The 18,670-nt window shown below is 40.9% G+C and carries 14 protein-coding genes, 1 tRNA gene and 1 riboswitch; of the genes, 12 read left to right on the top strand and 3 right to left on the bottom strand.

Annotated elements, in window-relative coordinates:
- The first annotated feature begins 135 nt into the window (after positions 1-135).
- Entirely contained in the window at positions 136-1,467 is a 1,332-nt protein-coding gene (locus tag O3652_RS07990; protein WP_061421650.1) for a hemolysin family protein, read from the top strand.
- Between the two features lie 133 nt (positions 1,468-1,600).
- Here the strand turns inward: O3652_RS07990 and O3652_RS07985 are convergent.
- Positions 1,601-1,671, bottom strand: a tRNA-Cys gene (locus O3652_RS07985).
- A 298-nt stretch (positions 1,672-1,969) separates the two neighbouring features.
- Here O3652_RS07985 and O3652_RS07980 point away from each other — a divergent pair.
- The 5 genes from O3652_RS07980 to O3652_RS07960 all read left to right on the top strand — a co-directional run bounded on the left by O3652_RS07980 (position 1,970) and on the right by O3652_RS07960 (position 8,454).
- Complete coding sequence (locus O3652_RS07980; protein ID WP_371590269.1) at positions 1,970-3,949, top strand: peptide ABC transporter substrate-binding protein; 1,980 nt, start codon at positions 1,970-1,972, stop codon at positions 3,947-3,949.
- Between the two features lie 66 nt (positions 3,950-4,015).
- Positions 4,016-5,512 carry an ABC transporter permease gene (locus O3652_RS07975; RefSeq protein ID WP_371590268.1) on the top strand — a complete coding sequence of 499 codons (1,497 nt, stop codon included), beginning with the start codon at positions 4,016-4,018 and terminating at the stop codon, positions 5,510-5,512.
- Entirely contained in the window at positions 5,512-6,438 is a 927-nt protein-coding gene (oppC, locus tag O3652_RS07970) for an oligopeptide ABC transporter permease OppC (protein WP_000103692.1), read from the top strand. Before O3652_RS07975 ends, oppC begins: the two co-directional genes overlap by 1 nt.
- A gap of 8 nt (positions 6,439-6,446) precedes the next feature.
- Positions 6,447-7,514: an ABC transporter ATP-binding protein gene (locus tag O3652_RS07965; protein WP_000589650.1), complete on the top strand. Its 1,068-nt coding sequence runs from the start codon at positions 6,447-6,449 to the stop codon at positions 7,512-7,514.
- Positions 7,515-7,524: 10 nt separating this feature from the next.
- Positions 7,525-8,454: an ATP-binding cassette domain-containing protein gene (locus O3652_RS07960; RefSeq protein WP_001291306.1), complete on the top strand. Its 930-nt coding sequence runs from the start codon at positions 7,525-7,527 to the stop codon at positions 8,452-8,454.
- A gap of 88 nt (positions 8,455-8,542) precedes the next feature.
- On the opposite strand, the gene O3652_RS07955 is transcribed toward O3652_RS07960, so the two are convergent.
- Both O3652_RS07955 and trkA read right to left on the bottom strand, forming a co-directional pair.
- Complete coding sequence (locus O3652_RS07955; RefSeq protein ID WP_371590267.1) at positions 8,543-9,982, bottom strand: TrkH family potassium uptake protein; 1,440 nt, start codon at positions 9,980-9,982, stop codon at positions 8,543-8,545.
- A 3-nt stretch (positions 9,983-9,985) separates the two neighbouring features.
- Positions 9,986-11,335 carry a Trk system potassium transporter TrkA gene (gene trkA / locus O3652_RS07950; protein WP_125413408.1) on the bottom strand — a complete coding sequence of 450 codons (1,350 nt, stop codon included), beginning with the start codon at positions 11,333-11,335 and terminating at the stop codon, positions 9,986-9,988.
- 399 nt (positions 11,336-11,734) lie between these two features.
- On the opposite strand from trkA, the gene O3652_RS07945 reads away from it, so the two are divergent.
- The 6 genes from O3652_RS07945 to pheT all read left to right on the top strand — a co-directional run bounded on the left by O3652_RS07945 (position 11,735) and on the right by pheT (position 18,514).
- A complete protein-coding gene (locus tag O3652_RS07945; RefSeq protein WP_000181368.1) occupies positions 11,735-12,238 on the top strand; it encodes a tRNA (cytidine(34)-2'-O)-methyltransferase in 504 nt (167 codons plus the stop codon).
- A gap of 40 nt (positions 12,239-12,278) precedes the next feature.
- A riboswitch (FMN riboswitch) is annotated at positions 12,279-12,496 on the top strand.
- 153 nt (positions 12,497-12,649) lie between these two features.
- A complete protein-coding gene (locus O3652_RS07940; protein ID WP_000185813.1) occupies positions 12,650-13,213 on the top strand; it encodes an ECF transporter S component in 564 nt (187 codons plus the stop codon).
- Entirely contained in the window at positions 13,203-13,853 is a 651-nt protein-coding gene (locus O3652_RS07935) for a phosphatase PAP2 family protein (protein WP_000653444.1), read from the top strand. Before O3652_RS07940 ends, O3652_RS07935 begins: the two co-directional genes overlap by 11 nt.
- Positions 13,854-14,125: 272 nt before the next feature.
- Positions 14,126-15,172 carry a phenylalanine--tRNA ligase subunit alpha gene (gene pheS / locus O3652_RS07930; RefSeq protein WP_000103738.1) on the top strand — a complete coding sequence of 349 codons (1,047 nt, stop codon included), beginning with the start codon at positions 14,126-14,128 and terminating at the stop codon, positions 15,170-15,172.
- A gap of 23 nt (positions 15,173-15,195) precedes the next feature.
- Positions 15,196-15,876, top strand: a complete 681-nt coding sequence (locus tag O3652_RS07925) for a hypothetical protein (protein ID WP_000622616.1) — start codon at positions 15,196-15,198, stop codon at positions 15,874-15,876.
- A 232-nt stretch (positions 15,877-16,108) separates the two neighbouring features.
- Positions 16,109-18,514 carry a phenylalanine--tRNA ligase subunit beta gene (gene pheT / locus O3652_RS07920; RefSeq protein WP_371590265.1) on the top strand — a complete coding sequence of 802 codons (2,406 nt, stop codon included), beginning with the start codon at positions 16,109-16,111 and terminating at the stop codon, positions 18,512-18,514.
- Positions 18,515-18,670 lie beyond the last annotated feature (156 nt).

The raw sequence follows: 18,670 nt of genomic DNA, 5'->3' as shown, positions 1-18,670 counted from the left end.
AAACAATAGATACAATAAAAATAGCTCCTTTGTCTTCTATAGGCAGGGGAGCTGTTGTTTAAATGAAAAATAATGTGAATCCTGATGGATTTTATGATATAATGAAACACAAGATACTATTTTAGGAGAAGGACTATGGAAGACCCGAGCAGTCAGAATTTGTTGCTACAGTTTGTATTGTTATTTATCTTGACCTTGTTAAATGCTTTTTTCTCAGCCACTGAAATGGCGATGGTGTCACTAAACCGTTCCCGAGTGGAGCAAAAGGCAGAAGAGGGAGACAAACGTTACATTCGTTTGTTAAAGGTACTTGAAAATCCTAACCACTTTTTATCAACCATTCAAGTCGGTATCACCTTGATCACGATCTTGTCAGGGGCAAAATTGGCAGATACACTTGGACAAGTAATTGCCTCTTGGATGGGGAATGGAGAAACAACTTATGCCATTGCAAGTTTCCTCTCTTTGGCATTCTTGACCTACATCTCTATTGTTTTTGGCGAACTCTATCCTAAACGGATTGCCCTTAATCTAAAAGATGCCTTAGCCATTCGCTCTGTTCCGATTATCATTGGGCTTGGGAAGATTGTCAGTCCCTTTGTCTGGTTGTTATCTGCTTCAACCAATCTCTTGAGTCGTTTAACGCCAATGACCTTTGATGATGCGGATGAAAAAATGACTCGAGATGAAATTGAGTACATGTTGACCAAAAGTGAGGAAACTTTGGATGCAGACGAAATCGAGATGTTACAAGGGATTTTCTCTCTAGATGAGCTGATGGCGAGAGAAGTCATGGTTCCTCGGACGGATGCCTTTATGGTGGATATTCAGGATGATAGTCAAACCATTATCCAAAGTATTTTAAAACAAAATTTCTCACGTATCCCTGTTTATGATGGGGATAAGGACAATGTGATTGGTTTGATTCATACCAAGCGTTTGCTAAACGCTGCTTATGCAGATGGCTTTGAAAATATTGTCTGGAAGAAGATCTTACAAGATCCACTCTTTGTTCCTGAAACTATTTTTGTGGATGACTTGCTAAAAGAATTGCGAAATACCCAAAGACAAATGGCCATTTTGCTCGATGAATATGGTGGTATGGCTGGACTGGTCACACTGGAAGACCTGCTGGAGGAGATTGTCGGAGAAATCGACGACGAGACAGACCGAGCAGAAATCGAAGTCCATCAAATCGGTGAGGACACCTATATTGCACAAGGAACCATGAATCTTAACGACTTCAATAACTACTTTGGTGTCGAACTAGAAAGCGATGATGTGGATACCATCGCCGGTTATTATTTGACGGGTGTTGGTACGATTCCAACAACTGAGAAAATTAGTTACCAACTGGTCAGTCAAAACAAGCAAATCGTCCTGACCAACGATAAGGTGAAAAATGGACGTGTTACCAAGGTAAAAGTTCAAATCACAGAACTAGAACCTGAAGAAGAAACAGAATAAAGCAGTGACTTGAGTCACTGCTTTTTGTAAATCTATATAGTAGATATAGTTATCCCCATCTATTTGGAATAATAAAAAAGCCCAATTTTACGGGCTTTTCATTTGGTTAATTCCTGTTCATTCAGGTATTGAAAGGCGGTAGACGGATTTGAACCGACGATCAAGCTTTTGCAGAGCCGTGCCTTACCACTTGGCTATACCGCCTCAACGTTTATTATTATACCTTGAAAATCATTTCCCGTCAATAGTTTCTTATTCTAAAATCCAATTTAAGAAAACAGATGATGATTGAGGAAGTGAGAAAAAGCTTGTAAAAATCCCATTCTAAAGAGGGTCGGACTAGAAAGAATTTCTTGCAGATACAAACAAAGAATGCAGAAATTTTGACAAATAGAAGTTTTTTGAGGAAATGCGCCTAAATATTCTGAAAATTCGTTTACTTTTTAAAAAATATATGTTATAATTTCCAATAAGCCTAAATTTTTCAAGAGGAGTTAAAAACATGAAAAAAAGTAGAGTATTTGTTGCAGCAGGTGTTGCTTTATTAGCAGCAGGAGTACTAGCTGCTTGCGGTTCTTCAAAATCATCTGATTCAACAGCGCCAAAAAATTATGGCTATGTTTATACAGCTGATCCAGAAACATTGGATTACCTCATTTCAGGGAAACAAAGTACTAAGGTTGCCACTTCAAATGGTATCGATGGTCTCTTCACGAATGATAAATATGGAAATTTGACTCCTGCAGTTGCAGAAGACTGGTCCGTTTCAAAAGATGGTTTGACTTATACCTACAAGATTCGTAAAGGTGTCAAATGGATGACATCTGATGGAGAAGAGTACGCTGAAGTAACTGCCAAAGACTTTGTAAATGGTTTGAAACACGCAGCAGATAAAAAATCAGCAGCTAAGTATCTAGCAGAAGATTCAGTTAAAGGTCTAGCTGACTATATAGCTGGAAACAATAAAGATTTTTCTTCAGTCGGTGTGAAGGCAGTTGATGATTATACCCTTGAATACACTTTGAATAAACCAGAGCCATACTGGAACTCTAAGTTGGCCTACGCAATCTTCTGGCCATTGAACGAAGAATTTGAAAAATCAAAAGGGGCTGACTTTGGTAAAGCAACTGACCCTACATCATTGCTTTACAATGGACCATTCTTGCTGAGAGGTTTGACTGCTAAGTCATCTATCGAATTTGTGAAGAATGAAAACTATTGGGACAAAGACAATGTTCATCTTGATAAAGTAACACTTGCTTACTATGATGGTTCTGATCAAGAATCAATTGAACGTAACTTTACAAGTGGGGCTTATAGCTATGCCCGTCTCTTCCCAACAAGTTCAAACTACTCTAAGGTAGAAGAAACATACAAAGACAATATCTACTACACTCCATCAGGTCCAGGTATTGGTGGTTTGGGTGTAAATATTGACCGTCAAGGTTACAAATACACTTCTAAGACAACTGATGAAGAGAAGACTTCTACTAAGAAAGCCCTTCTTAACAAGGACTTCCGTCAGGCTTTGAACTTTGCCTTTGACCGTACTTCTTACTCAGCACAAATTAATGGTAAGGAAGGTGCTCCTCTTGCAGTTCGTAACCTCTTTGTGAAACCAGACTTTGTCTCTGCAGGCGAAAAAACTTTCGGTGACTTGGTAACTGAAAAGATGGCTGCTTACGGTGATGAGTGGAAGAACGTAAACTTTGCGGATGGTCAAGATGGACTTTTCAACGCCGATAAAGCCAAAGCAGAATTTGCGAAAGCTAAAACAGCATTGGAAGCAGAAGGTGTGAAATTCCCTATCCACTTGGATATCCCAGTAGACCAAACATCTAAAAACTATATCGCACGTATTCAATCCTTCAAACAATCCGTTGAGACAGTACTTGGAGAAGAAAACGTAGTCATCGATATCCAACAAATCACTACAGATGAACTACAGAATATTACATACTATGCAGCAAGCGCTGCGGCAGAAGATTGGGATCTCTCAGGTGCTGTTGGATGGAACCCAGACTATGAAGATCCATCAACTTACCTTGATATCTTGAAAACAACGAATGCTGAACAAACAAAAACATACATGGGTTATGAAGGTGCAGATAACGCTGCAGCAGCTCAAGTTGGTTTGAAAGAATACGATAAGTTAGTTGATGAAGCTGCTAAGGAAACCAACGACTTGAATGTTCGTTATGAAAAATACGCGGCTGCTCAAGCTTGGTTGACAGATAGTTCTCTCTTTATTCCTGCTATGTCTAGTAGCGGTGCTGCCCCAATCATTTCTCGTGTTGTACCATTCACAGCATCTTACAGTCAATCTGGAGATAAGGGCTCAGACGTATACTTCAAGTATATTCAGTTACAAGATAAGGTTGTAACAAAAGCTGATTATGAACAAGCTCGTGAAAAATGGCTCAAAGAGAAAAAAGAATCAAACGAAAAAGTTCAAAAAGAATTGGCTAATCACGTTAAATAAATAACTCTCAAGAGAACTTTCTCTCCATGAGGAGAAGGTTCTTTTGGGATTTTAAAAGGAAACGATATGAAGAAATATATTTTTATGCGTGTATTGCGTTCATTGTTGTCTATTTTCTTGGTGACAACATTGACCTACACAATTATCTATACGATGGTTCCTCGAAAACTGATTTTCAAGCAGGATACCAACTATAACAAGATTGCAACGACGCCGGACAAGCGGGATAATTATGAAAATACCGTTTATGAACGGATGGGCTATATCGAGTACTACGATACCAAAGAGTTGCAAGAAAGAGCGAGCACAATGGACCCATCTGTAACAGTGGATGCCAATGATACCAATAAGGCAATCTATGAAAAATACATCAACCAACTAGGAAATGGTTGGACACTCGGTGTGTTCTCAGAAAGTGGTCAATTCTATGCTACGCGTGAAATTCCGATTTTCGAACGTGTTTTCAAATTCTATTCGAACTTGATTGACATTGATCATCCAAACAAGATTCAAGACCCTGAAAATCCAAACTTGCAACGTTATCTTCGTTTTGAAAATGACCCTGCTATCGGTTGGTCATTGGTTGGTTCAGGTACAAAACACAAATACCTTTTGTATTTCAACAATCAATTCCCATTTGTACACCAAAACTTTGTGAACATTAACTTGGGAGATTCTTACCCAACTTATGCAAACACGCCAGTGCTTCAAGTTATCACACAAGGTCAGGGACAAACTAAGACATCAGAAGTTCAATTCCCTATGGGTAAAAAGACTTCATCTGTAGATATTTACTCTCGTACCTACAAATCTCCAAGTCAAGCAGACGCGCGTGAGGTAGCCAACTATGGTAAAGACGATCCATATACAGCTACAGAAAGCAATTACCAATACCCATCAATGATTGCAAGCTCAGCGGTTGCTGGTTTGATCGGTTTGATTATTTCGTATGCGATTGCGATTCCACTTGGATCTGCCATGGCTCGCCACAAGAATACTTGGATTGATAGCTTCTCGACAGGTGCCCTTACCTTCTTGCTTGCCCTTCCAACGATTGCCTTGGTTTATATCGTCCGCTTGATTGGCTCATCAATTGGTCTGCCTGACTCATTCCCTATCTTGGGTGCAGGAGATTGGCGTTCTTATGTCTTGCCAGCAGTTATTCTAGGTTTGTTGGGTGCGCCAAGTACAGCTATCTGGATTCGTCGTTACATGATCGACTTGCAATCCCAGGACTTTGTTCGTTTTGCTCGTGCCAAAGGTTTGTCTGAAAAAGAAATTTCAAATAAACACATCTTCAAAAATGCCATGGTTCCTTTGGTTTCAGGTATTCCTGGTGCCGTAATCGGAGTTATTGGTGGTGCAACATTGACAGAAACGGTCTTTGCTTTCCCAGGTATGGGTAAAATGTTGATTGACTCTGTTAAGGCATCAAACAACTCAATGGTAGTTGGTCTCGTCTTTATCTTTACATGTATTTCTATCTTCTCACTCTTTGTAGGAGATATCTGGATGACCATGCTTGACCCACGTATTAAATTGACAGAGAAAGGAGGCAAATAATGTCAACAATCGATAAAGAAAAATTTCAGTTCGTAAAACGTGACGATTTTGCCTCTGAAACAATTGATGCTCCTGCCTATTCATACTGGGGTTCTGTATTTAGACAATTTCTAAAGAAAAAATCAACCGTCTTTATGTTAGGAATTTTGGTTGCCATTATCTTGATGAGCTTTATTTACCCAATGTTCTCAGATTTTGACTTCAACGATGTAAGTAAGGTTAATGACTTCTCTGCTCGTTTTATCAAACCCAATGCTGAACATTGGTTTGGTACAGATAGCAATGGTAAATCCTTGTTTGATGGGGTTTGGTTTGGTGCGCGTAATTCAATTCTTATCTCTGTAATTGCCACTTTTATCAACCTTGTGATCGGGGTTATTGTTGGTGGAATTTGGGGGATTTCAAAATCCGTTGACCGCGTCATGATGGAAGTTTATAACATTATTTCAAACATTCCATCTCTCTTGATTGTCATTGTCTTGACTTACTCAATCGGTGCTGGTTTCTGGAATCTGATTTTTGCCATGAGTGTGACAACTTGGATTGGGATTGCTTATATGATTCGTATCCAAATCATGCGTTACCGTGACTTGGAATACAACCTTGCTTCTCAAACACTTGGAACACCAACCTTTAAAATCATTGTTAAAAACATCATGCCGCAATTGGTATCTGTTATTGTTTCTACAATGACCTTGATGTTGCCAAGCTTCATCTCTTATGAAGCCTTCCTTTCCTTCTTTGGATTGGGATTGCCTGTAACAGTGCCAAGTTTGGGACGTTTGATCTCAGATTACTCACAAAACGTTACGACCAACGCTTACTTGTTCTGGATTCCATTGACAACCTTGATCTTGGTATCCCTATCTCTTTTCGTTGTTGGTCAAAACCTAGCGGATGCTAGTGATCCACGTACACATAGATAGGAGTAGGCATGATAAAAGGAAAAGATGTAATTTTGACTGCTCGTGATATTGTCGTGGAATTTGACGTTCGTGACAAAGTTCTGACGGCTATCCGAGGAGTTTCTCTAGACTTGATTGAAGGAGAAGTTCTTGCCTTGGTAGGTGAGTCTGGTTCTGGTAAATCTGTTTTAACAAAAACCTTTACAGGGATGTTAGAAGACAATGGACGTATTGCCCAAGGAAGCATCGACTATCGTGGACAAGACTTGACTGCTCTTACTTCTAACAAGGAATGGGAGAAGATTCGTGGAGCTAAAATTGCGACCATCTTCCAAGACCCTATGACAAGTTTGGACCCAATCAATACAATCGGTAGCCAAATCACTGAAGTGATCATTAAACACCAAGGGAAAACAGCTAAGGAAGCCAAAGAGATGGCAATCGACTATATGAACAAGGTCGGAATCCCAGATGCTGAAAAACGTTTTGAAGAGTATCCTTTCCAATATTCTGGAGGGATGCGCCAACGTATCGTTATTGCAATTGCCCTTGCCTGTCGTCCAGATATCTTGATCTGTGACGAGCCAACAACGGCCCTTGACGTTACCATTCAAGCGCAAATCATTGATTTGCTTAAAACCTTGCAAAATGAGTACCACTTTACCATTATCTTTATCACCCATGACCTTGGTGTGGTAGCAAGTATTGCCGATAAGGTAGCGGTTATGTATGCTGGTGAAATTGTAGAATACGGTACTGTTGAGGAAGTCTTCTATGATCCACGTCATCCATATACTTGGAGTCTCTTGTCTAGCTTGCCACAGCTTGCTGATGATAAAGGGGAATTGTACTCTATCCCAGGAACACCACCGTCTCTTTATACTGAGTTGAAAGGTGATGCCTTTGCCCTTCGTTCAGATTATGCTATGCAAATTGACTTTGAACAGAAAGCACCTCAGTTTTCAGTCACGGATACCCACTGGGCTAAGACTTGGTTGCTTCATGAGAATGCTCCTAAAGTTGAAAAACCTGGGGTCATTGCAGATTTGCATGACAAGATTCGTGATAAAATGGGCTTTGCTCATCTAGAAGACTAGGAGGAAGGAAATGTCTGAAAAATTAGTAGAAATTAAAGATTTAGAAATTTCCTTCGGTGAAGGAAGTAAGAAGTTTGTTGCGGTTAAAAACGCCAACTTCTTTATCAACAAGGGAGAAACCTTCTCTCTTGTAGGTGAGTCTGGTAGTGGGAAAACAACCATTGGTCGTGCCATCATCGGTTTAAATAACACCAGTAAAGGTGAGATCATCTTTGATGGTCATAAGATTAATGGGAAAAAATCTCATAAAGAATCATCAGACTTGATTCGTCGTATCCAGATGATTTTCCAGGACCCTGCAGCCAGCTTGAATGAACGTGCGACGGTTGACTATATCATCTCTGAAGGTCTTTACAACTATCACTTGTTTAAAGATGAAGAAGATCGAAAAGAAAAAGTTCAAAAGATGATTCATGAAGTTGGACTTTTGAAAGAACACTTGACCCGTTATCCACACGAGTTTTCTGGTGGGCAACGCCAGCGTATCGGGATTGCCCGTGCCCTTGTGATGGAACCTGATTTCGTTATTGCGGATGAGCCAATTTCAGCCTTGGACGTATCAGTGCGTGCGCAAGTCTTGAACTTGCTCAAGAAGTTCCAAAAAGAGTTGGGCTTGACTTATCTCTTTATCGCGCATGACTTGTCAGTTGTTCGCTTTATCTCAGATCGTATCGCAGTTATCTATAAGGGAGTTATCGTCGAAGTGGCGGAGACAGAGGAGTTGTTTAACAATCCTGTCCACCCATATACTCAGGCGCTTCTATCTGCGGTACCGATTCCAGATCCAATCTTGGAACGCAAGAAAGTCTTGAAAGTTTACGATCCTGATCAACATGACTATGAGACTGACAAGCCATCTATGGTAGAAATTCGTCCAGGTCACTATGTTTGGGCCAATCAAGCAGAACTTGCTCGTTACAAGGAAGCTCTTAAAAAATAATTAGATTCGGAGAGGACCAAAAGGTCTTCTCATTTTTAATAGAAAAAATCCCCTTTTACTTGCTTGTAAAAGGGGGATTGTATTGTAATTAACGTTTAGACCAGGTACGTTTCATAAAGAGTAGCAAAATTGGGTATATCTCTAAGCGACCCGCAATCATTGCAAAGGAGAGGAGGATTTTAGAGATGGGGCTAAAGATGGAAAAACTCGAGGTTGTACCTAGAATAGGTCCGATATTGTTAAAACAGCTGAAGACCGCACTGGTCACGACTAGAAAATCATTGCTATCAAGACTGACGATAAAGATGAGAGAGAGAATGATCATCATATAGATAGCAAAATATTTAAGAATCTTGTGTTGGGTATCCTTATCAATCACAGTTTTATTGACGTGGAGAGTCAAGACACGGTGAGGGGATAAGATGGACAAAATCTGATTTTTTGCGATTTTAGAGAGGATAAGTCCTCTGATCACCTTAAGACCACCTGCAGTTGAGCCTGCTGATCCACCGATTCCCATGAGGAAGAGGAGAATAAATTGGGAGAAGAGGGGCCAGTTGGTAATATCTCCGTAACCAAAACCTGTTGTCGTGATGATATTGGAAACCTGGAAGAAGGCCATTTCAACACTTTTAGAGACACCTTGATAGAGGTGGAGCGTATTAAGCGTAATCAAGCCAGTAGAAACTAGAACAATGATGATATATGCTCGTAGTTCTTCATCTCCAAAGAAAGCCTTAACCCGACGGAGCATGAGGTAGTAGTAGAGATTGAAGTTAACCCCAAAAACCAACACTCCGATACTAACTAGATAGGTGATGAGTGAGCTACCATAGTGGGCAATTCCGTCGTTATAGACGGTAAAGCCCCCAGTTCCTGCTGTTCCCATAGCGATGACAAAACTATCATAGAGAGGCATGCCTGCTAAGTAGTAGATAACCACAAAAAGGGAGAAGAGAGCTAGATAAAGCAGATAGAGAATCTGGGCAGTGTTTTTTAGCTTGGATACGACCTTGCCAAAGACGGGTCCAGGGACCTCAGCCTTCATCACCTCCAAGTGGCTATTCTTGGCATTGTCCATAATGGCAAGCGCAAAGACGAGTACCCCCATCCCTCCGATCAAGTGGGTGAAACTTCGCCAGAAGAGGAGGGAACGAGTGAGGACGGAAACATCTGTTAGGATAGTAGCACCAGTCGTCGTAAATCCAGAACTTATTTCAAAGAAGGCATCGATGATGCTGGGGATTTGTCCTGAAAAGACAAAGGGGAGGCCACCAAAGAAAGACCATAGAATCCAACAGAGGGCAACAATTAAGACTCCTTCCTTGGCATAAATCCGTTGATTTTTCGGTTTCCGTAAAACACCTAGACCACCAAGAAGGACTAAAATTCCAATCGTAGAAAAGAGAGCGATAAATACTTGACTGGATTCTTGGTAATAGATTGCTACACTAACAGGGACTAGGAGAAGAACAGCTTCAATCAAGAGAAGTTTTGAGAGGAGGTAACGAATCATACTTTTATTCATTTTTTACCTCTCAATCAAATCATAAATTTTGGTGATGTTCGGCAATAAGGTCGTCACGAGCAACTTGTCTCCCACCTCAAGCATATCCTCTCCAGTAGGGAAGATTGTTTTTCCTTTTCGGATAATGGCTGCGATGAGAACCCCTTTTTTCAATTTCAACTGTGATAGAGGTTTGGCAGTCATTTTATTAGCTTCCTTGATTTGGAATTGGAGAGTTTCAATTTGACCGTTTGCTAGATGGTGCATGGCTTGAAGGTCTGAGTACTGAGCGTTTACTCGACCGCGGATAAAGTGCATAATGGTATCCACTGCGATGCTTTTTGGTGTGATGATACTTGAAAAATCAGGTGCGTGGATAATCTCTAGAAGGCTTGTTCGGTTGACCTTGGTGATATTCTTACGGACACCAACACGGTCAAGAAACATAGAAGTGATGATATTTTCCTCATCAACTCCAGTCAAGGTTGCGACTGCATCATAGTGGGGAGCACTTTCTTCCAGCAAAATGTCTTTTGCAGTTCCATCTCCTTGGACAATATAGAGATTGGGGAACTTTTCGCTGAAAAAACGAGCTCTTTCAGGATTGATCTCGATGACCTTGGTATCAATGCGACTGTCTTTTAAAATGCCGAGTAGATAATAAGCAATCTTTCCAGCTCCAACGATAAGTAAGCTTTTAACTGCGCGAGATTTAAAATAGTTATGGAAAAGCATCATATCTACACGATTTCCCGTAACAAAAATCCTATCCTTGTCTTGGATAATAACATCACCACTTGGGATCATCAGTTGATGATCTCTCTCCATAGCACAGACAATAATATTCCCAAATTTTTTACGGAAGTCTGAGATTGGCATTTGACAAAGACCGCTAGAATCCTTGACAACAAACTCCATGAGACTGACCCGACCTCCAGCAAATCGTTCGACAGAGAGGGCGTTAGGGAAATCAATGATATTTGAGATAGCACGCGCTGCTAGGAGTTCTGGATTAACAATAAGTGAAAATCCAAGAATATTTTTCTCTTTAAAATAGGCATTAGAGTATTCAGGATTTCGTACCCGAACGATGGTTTCTTTAGCCCCCATTTTTTTAGCAAGTACCGCTGAAATCATATTCACTTCATCGTGTTCGGTTAGAGCAATAAAGATATCGCACTCTTGAACACTGGCTTGCTCCAAGATGGCAAAGTCAGCACCATTTCCAAGGAGACCTATGATATCATAGCGACTGACAATGTGATTGAGGACAGCCTCATCTTGTTCGATGAGGACAACGTCATGGTTTTCTGCAACCAGTGAACGACAGAGGGCGAAACCAACTTTCCCTCCACCAACAAGGACAATTTTCATATAAAAAACCTACTTTTTCATGATGTAACTATCATACCCTTTTTTAGCAAAAAATGCACTTACTAAGGCGATTTTTAAGGGAAGAAAGACCTTTTCAAGTTTTGAAGATACATTTGTTTAACTTCTATGACGATGTTTCCGATTTGAAGTGATTTGGCTCTTTTACTATACCTTTTCAGAAAGGGGATGACCAAACATGAAAATATCATTAAAAAAAGTAAAAAAATCAAGTCGTTTCTATTGACAATGATTCTGAAAGTGTTATACTAAGGAAGTAGTTTCGCTGATTTACTTCAAACCTGTTGTGAGGTAAGTTAACGATGCCTTAACCACGCTGTTTGCTGAGCTTGACTCCGGGCAGTGTGGCTATTTTTTTGCAATGATAAAAGGAAGCCAGTCATGACAAATCACATTGTATTATTTGAACCTCAGATTCCACAAAATACAGGTAACATTGCGCGTACTTGCGCTGCGACCAATTCTCCCCTCCACATCATCAAACCGATGGGATTTCCGATTGATGATCGGAAGATGAAGCGGGCTGGTTTGGACTACTGGGATAAGCTTGAGATTTATTTTTATGACAGTTTGGAAGATTTCATGTCTCAGATGAAGGGTAAACTCTATCTGATTTCGAAATTTGCGGAAAAGGTTTATTCTGAGGCGAATTTGGCAAGTAGTGAAGACCATTATTTTCTCTTTGGACGTGAAGACAAGGGCTTGCCTGAGGACTTTATGCGAGAACATCCTGAGAAAGCCCTCCGTATTCCTATGAACGATGAACATGTCCGCAGTCTCAATGTTTCCAATACCGTCTGCATGATCGTCTACGAAGCACTCCGTCAGCAAAATTTTGCAGGTCTTGAGCTTGTTCACACCTATGAAGCAGATAAATTGAAATAATCAAAATGCTTGCACTTGCAAGCGTTTTTTGTTATGATAAAGGGGTCTTCAGGGCTGGGTGTAATTCCCGACCGGCGGTGACTTTAACTAGCTATTTTGGCTTACTCTTCGTTGTCTTGTCTCGATATACTCAAGTATTATCTTCGACTGCGACGCCTAGATTAATCCAAAATATCTTAGTTAAAGAAGTCCGCGAGCGCAAGCTGATGTGGTGCGATTCCACAACCGACAGTATAGTCTGGATGGGAGAAGACGAAAGAATGGCTTTGTCTGTTCTGATGAGTTTATAGATGAATTGCAACCGCTTGCTCAAAAGAGTGAGAGGGAACTTTTGGGATATAAAAAGTGAGAATAGATAGAGGGATCCTTTCCAACTTCTTCTGATTTTATAGAAAATTGGAGGAACCTGTTATGACAAACACACGTCGAATTTCGACCATTGCGATTTTATCAGCCATTTCATTTGTGCTGATGTACTTTGACTTTCCGCTCTTGCCAGCGGCGACCTTCCTCAAGATCGAGTTTAGTATCTTGCCAGTCCTTGTGGGCTTGGTGGTCATGGACTTGCCTGCTGCTCTCGGGATTCTCTTGTTGCGATCACTCTTGAAGTTGCTTCTCAATAGCCAGGGAGTGAATACTTACATTGGCTTGCCAATGAATATCGTAGCCTTGGGAGTTTTTGTTATCGCTTTTGGTTTGATTTGGAAAAAGGAACGTAGCACCCTTCGTTTCCTACTAGCATCTCTAGCGGGAACTGTCGGATTGACTGCGGCTATGTTGGTGCTCAACTATGTCTATGCTGTTCCTTTGTACGCGAAGTTTGCCAACTTTGATATTGGAAAAATTTTGGGACTTTCCAACTACCTAATGACTATGGTATTACCTTTTAACTTGATTGAGGGTGTAATCTTTGCCGTTTCATTCTGGTTGTTATACGTCCTCTTGAAACCAACCTTAAAACATTATGAAAGATAAGCAAACATTTTTAATGAAGGGCAGTTTTGCCCTTTTACTTTTCGTCCTTCTTGGCTATATGGTTAAGTTCTATCCTGAAACGCTGGTCGGTTTTGATCAACCGATTCAGACTGCTATTCGTGGGGACTTGCCAGATTATTTGACAGTTCTATTCCGTGCGCTTACGCATTTGATTGATATCCCAGTGATTATCACCTGGGTTGCCATCGCAGCCTTTATCTTTTATCGTAAGCAGTGGAAGATAGAAAGCTACTTCATGGCGGGTAATCTAGCCTTAGCCGGTCTTTTAATCGTGACCTTTAAAAATATCTACCAGCGCCCACGGCCAGCTATTTTACACTTGGTAGAGGAGAAGGGATTTTCTTTTCCAAGTGGCCATTCTCTGGCAGTGACGCTGATGGTAGGGACCTTGATTGTCATTCTCAGTCAACGAATTAAAGATCCGGTTTGGAGAAAAATTGCGCAAATCGTCCTTGGCTTCTACCTAGTCAGTGTGCTGCTATCTCGGGTCTATCTGGGAGTTCACTACCCATCAGATGTTCTTGCCAGTTTCTGTGTGGGCTTGGGAGTCTTATTTATCGAATTTCCTTTCTATGACAAGCTTCGCTTCCAATGGCGATTTAAAGGCAAGCAGAAGTGAGATAGGTCTTGCAAGAATGGTAAAAATCTGATAAACTAAGTAGTAATTGAATAGGAATCCGCAAGACTAGTAACTCAAGGAAAGTATATCAGGGAGGAGAGCCGTGACTGCAAGCTCTCTATATGAAAGCTGGGTGAATTCACTTGCGCATGGATTTAGAAATGAAGGTCTGACTTGTCAGATGAAAACGGATGGTACCGCGTGTCAACGCTCCGAGTGGAGTTTTTGGCATGTGGTTTTCTTTTTATCTACGAGGGACTGATGGAGGAATTATGTCAACTATTGAAGAACAATTAAAAGCGCTTCGCGAAGAAACGCTGGCTAGCTTGAAGCAGATTACTGCTGAAAATGAAAAAGAGATGCAGGACTTGCGTGTCTCTGTCCTTGGTAAAAAAGGGTCGCTTACTGAAATCCTCAAAGGGATGAAAGATGTCTCTGCTGATATGCGTCCAATCATCGGGAAACACGTCAATGAAGCGCGTGATGTCTTGACAGCTGCTTTTGAAGAAACAGCTAAGCTCTTGGAAGAAAAGAAAGTAGAAGCTCAACTAGCAAGTGAGAGCATCGATGTGACACTTCCAGGTCGCCCAGTTGCGACTGGTCACCGTCACGTTTTGACACAAACCAGTGAAGAAATCGAAGATATTTTCATTGGGATGGGTTACCAAGTCGTGGATGGTTTTGAAGTGGAGCAAGACTACTACAACTTCGAGCGTATGAACCTTCCAAAAGATCACCCAGCTCGCGATATGCAGGATACTTTCTACATCACAGAAGAAATCTTGCTTCGTACTCACACGTCTCCAGTTCAGGCGCGTGCGATGGATGCTCATGATTTTTCAAAAGGTCCTTTGAAAATGATCTCACCAGGGCGTGTGTTCCGTCGTGACACGGACGATGCGACCCACAGTCACCAATTCCACCAAATCGAAGGCTTGGTTGTTGGGAAAAACATCTCTATGGCAGATCTTCAAGGAACCCTTCAGTTGATTGTGCAAAAAATGTTTGGTGAAGAGCGCCAAATTCGTCTGCGTCCATCTTATTTCCCATTCACAGAGCCATCTGTTGAAGTGGATGTTTCTTGCTTCAAGTGTGGTGGAGAAGGCTGTAACGTATGTAAGAAAACAGGTTGGATTGAGATTATGGGGGCAGGTATGGTTCACCCACGTGTCCTTGAGATGAGTGGTATCGATGCGACAGTATACTCTGGTTTTGCCTTTGGTCTTGGACAAGAGCGTGTAGCTATGCTCCGTTACGGAATCAACGATATCCGTGGCTTCTACCAAGGGGATGTCCGCTTCTCAGAACAGTTTAAATAATGAATCAAACATGAGGATATTTTATGATTTCGGAACAAAACTATAATAAACTTTTAGAGGAGTTTGGTGATATTTCTTCATTCGCTATTTATAAAGAATCTAAAAATAATGATATAGCAACTTCTGATGATATTTCCTTTGAGGAAGCTATAAGAAATAATCAAAAGGCTTTTATAAATCCTTCAAATATTATTCTTATGGTAAATCCCTCAGCTAAAAGAGAACATTCACCTGATAGTAATTTTTCTTCGTTTCATCATTCTAATATAAATGATCGTCATTTAAGATTTCTAACTATGAAATCAGAAACATTTTGGAGAAATCTGTATGGTTCATATGTAACTGATCTTTTTCCTAATGTTGTTGAATCTGATATGGATAATGTAATTCTCTCCATAAAAGATGACAATGAAAAGAATCTCCGAAAACAATCATATAAAAAATTAATTAAACAATTAGAAATATTGTCTCAAGATTCAAAAGAAGAAAAGTTAAATATTTATGTTTGTGGTGCTTTGGCAAAGAGTAAGCGAAAAGATTTTATTTTTTTTATAGAAGAGTTATTAGAAGAAGTTTTGGAAAACTCAGATTTTAAAATAGAACTAAATTTTTATGCTGTTTATCATCCTGGTTATCAAAATTTAAAAAAATTAATTGATGGTGGTTGTGAAAAAATAATTATCAATTCTATGAGCATTAAATGAAATATTTCTTGGCATAGGAGTTACATTTTATATATAAAAATGCAACTTTATAGAAAGGGTATGTTCATAGAGTTGTGGCTAAAAACTTTTATTATTTAGAGATGGTAAGGGATAAGAGCTTTTACTAAACCAAACAAAAGTTGGAAAACACAAAATGAAAGGATCTAAACGAGGGTCAAAGGAAATATAGGAATGTCATCTAGATTTCAGCATAGCCCTTGGTATCTTATATATGTTAGTTAGTTATAAATGGTTAAAAGAATTGGTGGACATTGATGTGCCATCACAAGAGTTGGCTGAAAAAATGTCAACCACAGGGATTGAGGTCGAAGGTGTGGAATCACCGGCTGCCGGTCTCTCAAAAATTGTCGTCGGTGAGGTTTTGTCTTGCGAAGATGTGCCAGAAACACACTTGCATGTTTGTCAGGTTAACGTTGGCGAAGAAGAAGCCCGTCAGATCGTTTGTGGTGCCCCAAATGTGCGTACTGGTATCAAGGTCATGGTAGCTCTTCCAGGAGCTCGTATCGCGGACAATTACAAGATTAAAAAAGGGAAAATCCGTGGTTTAGAGTCACTTGGAATGATCTGTTCGCTTGGTGAATTAGGTATTTCTGACTCGGTTGTACCGAAGGAATTCGCAGATGGTATTCAAATCTTGCCTCAAGATGCAGTACCAGGTGAGGAAGTCTTCTCATATCTAGACTTGGATGATGAAATCATCGAACTTTCTATCACACCAAACCGTGCAGACGCTCTATCTATGCGTGGGGTGGCTCATGAAGTGGCAGCCATCTATGACAAGGCAGTTAGCTTTAAAGAATTCAGTTTAACAGAAACAAATGAAGCTGCAGCAGATGCACTTTCTGTAAGTATCGATACCGACAAGGCGCCTTACTATGCAGCCCGTATCTTGGACAATGTGACCATCGCACCAAGTCCACAATGGTTGCAAAACCTTCTTATGAACGAAGGGATTCGTCCGATCAATAACGTAGTTGACGTAACCAACTACATCCTGCTTTACTTTGGTCAACCGATGCATGCCTTTGACTTGGATACCTTTGAAGGAAGCGAGATTCGTGTGCGTGAAGCGCGTGCTGGTGAAAAATTGGTGACCTTGGATGGTGAAGAACGTGACTTGGAAACAAATGACTTAATCATCACTGTCGCTGACAAACCAGTAGCCCTTGCAGGTGTCATGGGCGGTCAAGCAACAGAAATCTCTGAGAAATCTAGTCGTGTTGTCCTTGAAGCGGCTGTTTTCAATGGCAAATCGATTCGCAAGACTAGCGGACGCCTCAACCTTCGTTCTGAGTCGTCTTCTCGCTTTGAAAAAGGCATCAATGTGGCAACTGTTAACGAAGCCCTTGATGCGGCGGCTAGCATGATTGCTGATCTTGCAGGTGCGACAGTGCGTAAGGGCATCGTTTCAGCAGGAGAGCTTGATACTTCAGATGTGGAAGTTTCTTCGACTCTGGCTGACGTTAACCGCGTCCTTGGTACAGAACTTTCCTATGCTGATGTGGAAGATGTCTTCCGTCGTCTTGGCTTTGGACTTTCTGGAAATGAGGAAGCCTTCATTGTCAGCGTCCCACGTCGTCGTTGGGATATCACCATCGAAGCGGACCTCTTTGAAGAAATCGCTCGTATCTATGGTTATGATCGTTTGCCAACCAGTCTTCCCAAAGATGACGGTACAGCTGGTGAATTGACTGCGACACAAAAATTGCGTCGCCAAGTTCGTACCATCGCTGAAGGAGCTGGTTTGACAGAAATCATCACCTACGCTCTAACAACGCCTGAAAAAGCAGTTGAGTTTACGACTCAACCAAGTAACCTTACAGAACTTATGTGGCCAATGACTGTAGACCGTTCAGTTCTCCGTCAAAATATGGTTTCTGGTATCCTTGATACCATTGCCTACAATGTGGCTCGTAAGAACAAAAACTTGGCACTTTACGAAATCGGAAAAGTCTTTGAACAAACAGGCAATCCAAAAGAAGAACTTCCAAATGAAATCAACAGCTTTGCCCTTGCTTTGACAGGCTTAGTTGCTGAAAAAGATTTCCAAACGGCAGCAGTTCCAGTTGATTTCTTCTATGCTAAGGGAATCCTAGAAACGCTCTTTGATCGTTTGGGACTTGAAGTGACTTATACAGCAACAGCTGAGATTGCAAGTCTCCATCCAGGACGTACAGCCGTGATTTCACTCGGTGACCAAGTTCTTGGTTTCCTTGGCCAAGTGCATCCAGTTACTGCCAAGGCTTACGATATCCCAGAAACTTATGTAGCGGAGCTCAACCTTTCAGCCATTGAAGCTGCCCTTCAACCAGCTGCTCCATTTGTGGAAATCACCAAATTCCCAGCAGTCAGCCGTGATGTGGCCCTACTTCTCAAGGCAGAAGTCACTCACCAAGAAGTTGTAGACGCTATCCGAGCTGCCGGCGTGAAACGATTGACAGATATCAAACTCTTTGACGTCTTCTCAGGCGAAAAACTGGGAGTTGGCATGAAGTCAATGGCCTATAGCTTGACCTTCCAAAATCCAGAAGACAGCTTAACGGACGAAGAAGTCGCACGCTATATGGAAAAAATCCAAGCATCACTGGAAGAAAAAGTGAATGCAGAAGTACGTTAACTCATCAATCCATCCTTAGGGGTGGATTTTTAGTTTCAAAAGGACAGTTCAGAAGAGAAAAGCGATAGTTGAGGAGGAAGCCATCTCAGAAGGTCTTTAATGAGTTATACTAAAGCTATCGCTGAAATACTTAAAATTTATTAGAGAAAGGATACT

Origin of the sequence: Streptococcus sp. 27098_8_23, from assembly GCF_041432195.1 — a bacterium.
Taxonomy (GTDB): Bacteria; Bacillota; Bacilli; order Lactobacillales; family Streptococcaceae; genus Streptococcus.
This window is presented reverse-complemented; position numbering and strand designations above follow the sequence as displayed.